Origin of the sequence: Sandarakinorhabdus sp., assembly GCF_031422795.1 — a bacterium.
Lineage (GTDB): Bacteria > Pseudomonadota > Alphaproteobacteria > Sphingomonadales > Sphingomonadaceae > Sandarakinorhabdus.
This window is the reverse complement of sequence record NZ_JANPML010000475.1, coordinates 1-8,990: the sequence shown is the minus strand read 5'-3', so window position 1 is coordinate 8,990 and position 8,990 is coordinate 1. Positions and strand designations below refer to the sequence as shown.

The window sequence follows — 8,990 nt, the reverse complement described above, 5'->3', positions numbered from 1 at the left end:
CGGCGCGGTGAACGGATCGCGTTCCAGGGTGATGAAATCGGCATATTTGCCCGGCTCCAGCGTGCCCACCTTGGTTTCATTGTGGCCGGAGCGGGCGGCCCAGGTGGTGAAGCCGGCAAAGGCATCGGCCAGGCTGACCTTTTCCCACGGGCGCCAGCCGCCAGCCGGCAGGCCATCGCGGGACTGGCGGGTGACGGCGGCGTGCAGGCCGAACATCGGATCGGGCGGTTCCACCGGGAAATCGCTGCCGAAGGCCAGTTCAGCGCCGCTTTTCTTGATCTGCTGCCACGCATAAGCGCCCTGCAACCGCGCCTCGCCCACGCGGGCTTCGGCCATGCCCTTGTCGGACGTGGCGTGGGTGGGCTGCATGGAGGCGATGACCTTCAGGTTGGCGAAGCGGCCCAGATCGGCCATGTCCACAATCTGCGCATGTTCGTTGCGGTGGCGCAGCTTCACCCGCTCGGCCAGCGGCACGGCGGCATAGCCATCCATGGTGGACCGGTTGGCCTGATCACCGATGGCGTGGGTATTGACCTGAAAACCCTCGCGCGACGCTTCTGTGATAGTGGTCTTCAGCTTGTCGGCCGGCGTGATTTCCAAGCCGCGCGTGTTCGGCATGTCGGCATAGGGCGCAATCAGATAGGCGCCGCGGCTACCAAGCGCGCCATCGGAAACCAGCTTCATTGACTGCATGGCGATGAGGTCGTTGTAGCTCCACGGGATCGGGCCGGTGGGCGCGATTGCCTTGCGGGCATCCGGCCCGCCGGCCATCGCATAGATGCGCGCGGTCAGCTTGCCGGCCTTGGCAAAGCGGACGTAACGATCCCAGGTCGGCTTATCCATGCCGGCATCGTGCGCGCCGGTAAGGCCTACCTCGGCCATGGTTTCCAGAGACTTTTCAAGCGCGAGATCAAGTCGTGCGGCATCGTCCTTGGGGATGACGCTCCTGACAAGCGCTTGTGCCCTGTCCACGAACACGCCGGTGGGGTTGCCGGCAGCATCACGGATAATCTCGCCGCCAGCTGGGTCCTTGGTATCCTTGGTGATCCCGGCGGCCTTCATGGCGGCTGTATTGGCCCAGCTGGCGTGGCCATCAACGCGGCCCAACCAGGCCGGACGATCGCCTGTTACCGCGTCCAGCTCGGCAGCGGTGGGGAAGCGATTGATCAACTTGCCATCGGCATACCAGCGTTCCTGGTTCCAACCGCGGCCCAGAATCCAGCCGGCGGCAGGCGTGCCAGCCTTGATGCGAGCCAAGGCTTCGGGAATCGACGCGGTGTCGCGCAGATCGACGACCAGTTTCAGCTCGCCGAGCCCCATGACATGGCCGTGCGCATCGATCAGGCCCGGCCACAGCGTGGCGCCCTTCACATCGACGCGCGTGCCGGCGGGCAGCGCCGCGCCGGCCTGCAACGTTGATACCACTTTGCCATCATCGCCCACCACCAGCGTGGCAAAACGCTGCAATTCGCCCTTGCTGTCGAGCGTGTAGCCATTGGCGTTGGTGTAGAGCGTGTCGGCCAGCGCCGGCGTGGCGGTGGCCAATAGTGCGGCAAGCAGCAGTTTTTTCATTTCAGGTTCTTCCTGTTTTCAAAGGTCTTTTGCCATGAACACCCAGTGCGGAAACATGATTTCCGGCACTTCCACTTCAGGATAGGCCGGGATCGGCGCAAAGCCCAGCCGCTCATAAAGACCAATCGCAGTTTCCAGCGTGGGCGAGGTATCAAGGAACATGGTGCGATAGCCGAAGGCGCGGCCATCTTCGATCAGGCGCTCCACCAGACGGCGGCCCAGCCCCTGCCCCTTGGCCGCATCGCGCACATAAACGCGCTTCATCTCGCACACGCCCTCCCGCACCCGGCGCACGCCGCCCATGCCTAGGGCCACGCCATTCTGTTCGAGGATGTAAAAGCTGCTTTCAGGCGGGCCGGGGCCAAGCGTTTTGGGCAGGGCGGCGGGCAGATAGGCGCGGATGTCGCCGCCCGGGAAGATATCGTCCAGCGTGACGCCAAAGCGCGCGGCAACGCCGGAAAAGACGAAATCGAGATATTCGGCGTTGAGATCAATCAGCAGCGCCGCATCATCCGGCAGCTGTGCCGGGCGGTAGCGGATCGTCACCGCACCAGCCGCCGGATCAGGCTGGACGTGTCCTGCCGCGCACCGCCCATGCCCTGCACATCGGCATAGAATTGATCAACCAGCGCACCCGTTGGCAGCGGCACGCCCAGCCGGCGGGCTTCGTCGAGCGCCAGGCCGAGATCCTTGCGCATCCAGTCCACCGCGAAACCGAAATCAAATTCACCGCGCGTCATGGTGCGGGCGCGATTGTCCATCTGCCAGCTCTGGGCGGCGCCTTTCGAAATCACGTCTACCACCGCGTCCATGTCCAGCCCGGCCTTCATGCCCAGCGCCAAGCCCTCGGAAAGCCCCTGCAGGATGCCGGCGATGCACAGCTGATTGACCATCTTGGTGAGCTGACCGCTGCCGGCCGGGCCCATGTGGCCGATGCGGGCGGCATAGGCGGCCATCACTGGTTCGGCTGCCGCGAAAGCCGCTGCGCTGCCGCCAACCATGATGGTGAGCTTGCCGTTCTCGGCCCCGGCCTGGCCGCCCGAAACCGGGGCATCCACCACGTGCAACCCAAGCGCATCGCCTGCACTGGCCAGCCGGCGGGCGATGGCGGCGGAAACCGTGGTGTGATCGATGAACAGCGCGCCCGGCGCCATTGCCGCAAAGGCACCATCCGGGCCGAGGGTGACCGCTTCCAGATCGGCATCGGCGCCAACGCAGGCGATCACCACATCAGCGCCTACTGCTGCCACAGCCGGGGTTGGCGCGGCGCGGCCGCCGTGCGCCGCCACCCAGGCAGCAGCCTTCCCGGCGGTGCGATTATAGACGGTGAGGCTATGCCCGGCCGCCGCCAGATGGCGCGCCATCGGCCCGCCCATCACGCCCAGACCCAGATATGCGATTTGCTTGCCCATGCGCCGGCTCTAACGCCGGCACGCCAGTCGCGCAATCAGGAGGCGGCGGGCGCGACCGGCAGGAACAACGACACCACGTCGCGAGCCAGACGCGCCGGGCGCATGGTGGCGACATCGATGCAGCACCAGGTGCTTTTCACTTCGGCGATCACCAGTTCGCCGCGCTTGAACATGGTGGTGAAGAACGCCCGCGCGCCCTGCACGCTTTCGGCGACCACGCTGGCCACAACATCATCGTCCAGAAACGCTGGCGCCCGGTAACTGATGTTGTGGTTCAGCGCGACCCACAGATGGGCGGCCACCGCATCGGCCGGCGCAGTGTGCTGCCAATAGGCCACCACCGCATCTTGCACCCACCGCAGGTACACGGCGTTATTGACATGCCCCATGTGGTCGATGTCTGCCGGCACCACTGCCACGTCATGCCGGTACATCGAACACGAATCCCTTCGCAAAAAACAGGACCAAATGCTCATGCCCCTGGCCTTTGGTCAAGTCCAGACGGCGGCCAGCCCTGCCCCAATGCGACGGTTCGATGGGTCAATCACGCCAGCAGAAATCGCCCCCTTCTACGGGTAGCGCTGCCCGCCCTGCGGCGTTATGGAGCAGGAATGAACGCCACCGCTCCCGTTTCGCCGGCCCTCTTGCCGATCAGCCATGCCGATGTGGAGGCCGCTGCCGCCAATATTGCCGGCAAGGTGATCCGCACGCCATGCCTGAAATCGGAAACGTTGAGCGCGCTCACAGGCGCGCAGGTCTGGCTGAAGTTCGAAAATCTGCAGTTCACCGCCGCTTACAAGGAACGCGGCGCGCTGAACCGCCTGCTGAGCCTGACGGCGGAAGAACGCGCCCGCGGCGTGATCGCGGCTTCTGCCGGCAACCACGCGCAGGGCCTGGCCTATCACGCCCGCCGGCTTGGCATCCCGGCCACCATCGTGATGCCGCGCTTTACACCGATCGTGAAGGTGCAGCAGACCGAAAGCCACGATGCCAATGTCGTGCTATTCGGCGAGACTTATGACGACGCCAGCGCCCACGCGCTGGAACTGGCCGCCAAGAAAGGGCTGGTCTACGTCCACCCGTTCGACGACGCCAAGGTAATGGCCGGACAGGGCACAGTTGCCCTGGAAATGCTGGAAGACGTGCCGGAACTGGATACGCTGGTGATCCCCATCGGCGGCGGCGGCCTCATCTCCGGCACCGCCACCGTCGCCAAGGCGCAAAACCGGGAAATCAGCGTGATCGGCGTGCAGGCCGAGCTGTACCCGTCGATGTATGCCGCGATGAAGGGCCAAACCGCCACCTGCGACGGCGACACGCTGGCCGAAGGCATCGCTGTCAAACACCCCGGGGTGCTGACCCAGCAAGTGGTGCGCGCACTGGTCGATGATATCGTGCTGGTGGGTGAACGCGATCTGGAACGTGCTGTCTCGCTGCTGCTCACCATCGAAAAAACCGTGGTTGAAGGCGCTGGCGCCGCCGGCCTTGCCGCGCTGCTCGCCCATCCGCGCCGCTTCAAAGGTGCCAAGGTCGGCCTGGTGCTGTGCGGCGGCAATATCGATACGCGCCTGCTCGCCAACGTGCTGCTGCGCGATCTGGCGCGCTCCGGCCGGCTGGCGCGCCTGCGCATCCGGCTCAAGGATCGGCCCGGGCAATTGTTTGAAGTCGCCCGCATCTTTGATCAGCAGCAGGTCAACATCCTGGAAGTCTATCACCAGCGCGTCTTCACCAATCTGCCGGCCAAGGGCCTGATCACCGATATCGAATGCGAAACCCGCGACCGCGATCACCTCGATCGGCTGGTCGAAGCCTTGCGCGCCGCCGGTTACGAAACGCGCATGGTCGAAGCGGACTGATTTGGCGCCAACCGGACTTGGCCGCAGCGCAATCTGTCGCTAGCATCGCCGTTATCGGGGGGAAGCGCGGTCCGCAGGGTGCCGCTTGGCGAGGGTAAGGGCGTTCAGGCGTGACGGATCAATCCTATCGGTTTCCGCGATTTTTCGTCACCGCCCCCTCGGCGTGCCCCTATCTGCCGGGCCGCACCGAACGCAAGGTCTTTGCCGAACTGAAAGGCGATGATGCACCCGCCATGGCCGAAGCGCTGGGCCGCATCGGTTTCCGCCGCAGCCAGAATGTCGTCTATCGCCCCAGCTGCGATGGCTGCAACGCCTGCATCTCGGTGCGCGTGCCCACCGCCCGCTTCAAACCCGGCCGCAGCCAGAAGAAATTGCTGGCCACCCACGCCGATCTGGATGTGCACGCCTGCGAACCCTGGGCCACCGAAGAACAATGGGCCCTGCTGCGCCGCTACCTCGCCACCCGCCACCCCGATGGCGGCATGGCCGCAATGGACAGCCACGATTTCGCCGACATGGTCGAACAATCGCCAGTGGACACGGTCATGGTCGAATATCGCGAACCCGCCGCGGATGGCCGCATGGGCCGCCTCGTCGGCTGCTGCCTCACCGACAAACAAGCCGACGGCCTGTCGATGATCTACAGCTTCTACGACCCCGATCTCACCGACCGCCAAGGCATGGGAAACTTCATCATCCTCGACCACATCACCCGCGCCGCCCGCGCCGGGCTGGCGTTCGTGTATCTGGGCTACTGGATCGAAGGCTGCTCCCGCATGGCCTACAAAACCAAGTTCCGCCCGGTCGAAGCGCTGATCGGCGGGCAATGGCGGGAAGTGGACTGAGTAGCCCCATCAATTGCTCATGGTGACCTTGTCGGGACAATCCACTCCACCATACTCGACACCAAACAAATCAGAAACAGCCAGCGCGGCCATGATTGCAGACTCCGAGCACGTGCGTTGCGTGCAGATCAAACGCACATGAGAAAAAGATTGAAAATATCGCCCGCAAATCTGCCTTTGCCACTCATGCTACGTCAACCGAATGCGTCGCCATGCACACATGGTCATCCTACAGTTTTCAATTATCAGTCCAGATGATTTGTGTTTTCAATCTGATAAAGGCGCCAGCCATCATCATATTTTCTTGCTGCAATAACTGAGGAGAAAGGAATTGGATTCTCAAAACATGACAGGTTTTCGTTAGGAAAATACACTTTTCCCCTAAACTCGATCTGTTTTATATTCTCTGCAAGAGAAGTTATTCCTGTTATTTCTACATCTTTTACTTTACTCGGAATCTCAAAATGCATTTCCACATCAATGTCATTTGACTCATTCACTCCCCCATTCTTAATCAGTTCTTGAAGTTTCCAGATGTTGAATCGAAAATAACTAAATTCCTTTACAGATTCGACAAGGTCGAAATGGTATTCGCCTGTCAATTTTTGCAACCAGCCGCCGTCATTCAAGCACCGAGATACTCCAACAGTCTTTGTCCAAGTGGAGACAAAGCCAAATTCACGATCAAATATCTTTTGTTCGATTTGGTTTTTTTGCAGTGTCACGATCTAGATCACCTCCGGAGTCCTGCTTTTCGCTGACTAGCGAACTCTCAGCGCTGCCTGATGGTCCATCTCCGCCACTTTTTCCACACGAAATAAGAGTGCATGCTGTCAGCATCATCAGCAGATTCTTTTTTGAATTCATAGATCCCCCCAACGAGCCAATACTATGCTTGACATGCAATAAGTCAATGTCGCTCGCGCTTTTCTGGATATCAAAGTTCAGCCGCCCGATGGTGACTCGTTAGTCCGTGTTGCCCCAAAACCAAACGAAAGTGGGTGCAGGGCCTCAGGCCCTGCCCGCCGGAGGCCCTTGTTCCTTTCTTCCCTTACCCACACGGGAACAACAGCCGGCCGGGCGCGTTGTCATCGCACCGCCCTTGCAGAAAGCCTGTTGCCATGTCCAAGTCCACCAGTCCCTCGCCGGCCGCCGTCAAAACAGGCACCGGCGGTGAGCCACACCAGATCGCCGCACCCGGCCAGCCGGTGCTGACCACCAATCACGGCATGATGATTTCCGATGATCACAACAGCCTGCGCGCCGGTCCGCGCGGGGCGCTGTTGCTGGAAGACATGGTGCTGCGTGAGAAGATCTTTCATTTCGATCATGAGCGCATCCCTGAGCGCGTTGTCCACGCCCGCGGGTTGGCCGCGCATGGCTTTTTCGAGCTGACCGACAGCCTGGCCGAACTCACCGCCGCGCGGGTGCTGGGGGAAGTGGGCGAACGCACCCCGGTGTTCGTGCGGTTTTCCACCGTGGCCGGCAATCGCGGATCGGCCGATCTGGCGCGCGATGTGCGCGGCTTTGCAGTGAAATTCTACACCAAGGAGGGCAATTGGGATCTGGTGGGCAACAATATCCCGGTGTTCTTCATCCAGGATGCGATGAAATTCCCCGATCTGGCCCACGCCGTGAAAGAAGAGCCGGATCGCGGCTTTCCGCAGGCGGCTTCGGCGCATGATACGTTCTGGGACTGGATCGCGATGACGCCCGAGGCCATGCACATGGTGATGTGGCAGATGTCGGATCGCACCATCCCGCGCTCGGTGCGGATGATGCAGGGCTTTGGCGTGCACAGTTTCCGCCTGGTCAATACCGCTGGCCAATCCACCTTCGTCAAATTCCACTGGACGCCCAAGCTGGGCCTGCAATCGGTGGTGTGGGATGAAGCGGTGAAGATCAACGGCGCCGATCCCGATTTCCACCGCCGCGACCTTTATAATGCCATCGAAGCCGGCGATTTCCCCGAATGGGAACTGGGCGTGCAATTGTTCAGCGAAGACGACGCTGCCGGCTTTGATTTCGACCATCTCGATGCCACCAAGCTGATCCCCGAAGAAATCGTGCCGCTGCGCGTGATCGGCCGGCTGGTGCTGGATCGCAATCCGGCCAATGTGTTCGATGAAACCGAACAGGTGGCGTTCTGCACCCAGAATCTGGTGCCCGGCCTCGATTTTTCTGACGATCCGCTGCTGCACGGCCGCAATTTCTCTTATCTCGACACGCAGCTCAGCCGGCTCGGCTCAACCAATTTTCACCAGATCCCGATCAACGCGCCGAAATGCCCGTTCACCAATATGCAGCGCGACGGCCACATGCAGATGCAGGTCCACCCGCAGCGCGTCACCTACACGCCCAGCCTGCTCGATCCGTCGGGCCCGCGCGAAAGCCCGACCCAGGGCTTCCGCAGTTTTCCCGCCGCCATGATGGGCACCAAGCAGCGCGAACGCTCCGCCACGTTCAGCGATCACTACAGCCAGGCCCGCCTGTTCTTCGAAAGCCAGAGCGTACCGGAACAGGATCATATCGTCGCCGCCCTGGTGTTCGAACTTTCAAAGGTGGAGGCCGCCATCGTGCGTGATGCCATGCTGGGCCATCTGGTGGTGATCGATGCCGATCTGGGCAACCGCGTCTCCGCCGGCCTGGGTCACAGCGAACCCATTACCGCCGCCGCCCCTGCCGTGGCCCCGCGCACCGATCTCGCCCCCGCTCCCAGCCTCAGCATGCTGGCCCGCGGTGTGCCGCCGCTCACCGGCCGCCAGATCGGCGCACTGGTGACAGACGGCGCCGATGCTGGTGCCATGACATCACTGCTGAAGGCCGCCCGCGGCGCCTGCGCCCTGGTAAAGATCATCTGCCCCACCATCGGCGGCGTTACCCTCAGCGACGGCGCCCGCCTGAGGGCCGATCACCAACTGGCAGGCGGCCCTTCGGTGCTGTTCGACGCCGTGGCCATTCTTGCATCCGAAGCCGGCACCACGGCCCTGCTCGGCGATGCCGCCGCCGTTGCCTGGGTTCACGATGCCTTCGCCCACCTGAAAGTGATCGGTGCCACCCAGGCTGCCCTGCCCCTGCTCGCGGCCGCTGGCATCAGGGAAGATGAAGGCATCTGCGACCTCGATCCCGGTGCCGGCGTCTTCATCGAAACCGCCGCCGCCGGCCGCATCTGGGCCCGCGAATCGGATGTGCGCCCGGTGTATTGAGATCGGGTTCAAGCGGGCGGAATCAGCCGGTCCAGCATCCCGGTGGCCAGCGCCGCCTTCACATGATCGATGAAGGCGCGGAGCTTTGGCAGCACCTGG

8 protein-coding genes are annotated in these 8,990 nt (G+C 62.5%); 3 read left to right on the top strand and 5 right to left on the bottom strand.

The genetic code is table 11. From position 1 onward, the window contains the following. The 4 genes from RMO81_RS16125 to RMO81_RS16110 all read right to left on the bottom strand — a co-directional run. A partial coding sequence (locus RMO81_RS16125) for an amidohydrolase (RefSeq protein ID WP_310476986.1) occupies positions 1-1,572 on the bottom strand: 1,572 nt, incomplete at its 3' end. A gap of 18 nt (positions 1,573-1,590) precedes the next feature. Beyond that, positions 1,591-2,118 (bottom strand): GNAT family N-acetyltransferase, encoded by a 528-nt coding sequence (locus tag RMO81_RS16120; RefSeq protein ID WP_310476984.1) that lies wholly within the window; start codon positions 2,116-2,118, stop codon positions 1,591-1,593. Further along, positions 2,115-2,984, bottom strand: a complete 870-nt coding sequence (locus tag RMO81_RS16115; RefSeq protein WP_310476983.1) for an NAD(P)-dependent oxidoreductase — start codon at positions 2,982-2,984, stop codon at positions 2,115-2,117. The genes RMO81_RS16120 and RMO81_RS16115 overlap by 4 nt, the downstream gene beginning before the upstream one ends. A gap of 35 nt (positions 2,985-3,019) precedes the next feature. Continuing rightward, complete coding sequence (locus tag RMO81_RS16110) at positions 3,020-3,418, bottom strand: thioesterase family protein (protein WP_310476982.1); 399 nt, start codon at positions 3,416-3,418, stop codon at positions 3,020-3,022. 177 nt (positions 3,419-3,595) lie between these two features. Here RMO81_RS16110 and RMO81_RS16105 point away from each other — a divergent pair, with 177 nt between their 5' ends. Both RMO81_RS16105 and RMO81_RS16100 read left to right on the top strand, forming a co-directional pair. After that, complete coding sequence (locus RMO81_RS16105) at positions 3,596-4,840, top strand: threonine ammonia-lyase (protein WP_310476981.1); 1,245 nt, start codon at positions 3,596-3,598, stop codon at positions 4,838-4,840. Between the two features lie 110 nt (positions 4,841-4,950). Next, positions 4,951-5,685 carry an arginyltransferase gene (locus RMO81_RS16100; protein ID WP_310476980.1) on the top strand — a complete coding sequence of 245 codons (735 nt, stop codon included), beginning with the start codon at positions 4,951-4,953 and terminating at the stop codon, positions 5,683-5,685. A 245-nt stretch (positions 5,686-5,930) separates the two neighbouring features. On the opposite strand, the gene RMO81_RS16095 is transcribed toward RMO81_RS16100, so the two are convergent. Then, entirely contained in the window at positions 5,931-6,410 is a 480-nt protein-coding gene (locus RMO81_RS16095) for a hypothetical protein (protein ID WP_310476979.1), read from the bottom strand. A gap of 396 nt (positions 6,411-6,806) precedes the next feature. Here RMO81_RS16095 and RMO81_RS16090 point away from each other — a divergent pair, with 396 nt between their 5' ends. After that, the gene (locus RMO81_RS16090) at positions 6,807-8,891 is read left to right on the top strand and encodes a catalase (protein ID WP_310476977.1); all 2,085 of its coding nucleotides are present in this window, start codon (positions 6,807-6,809) and stop codon (positions 8,889-8,891) included. The last annotated feature ends 99 nt before the right edge of the window (positions 8,892-8,990 follow it).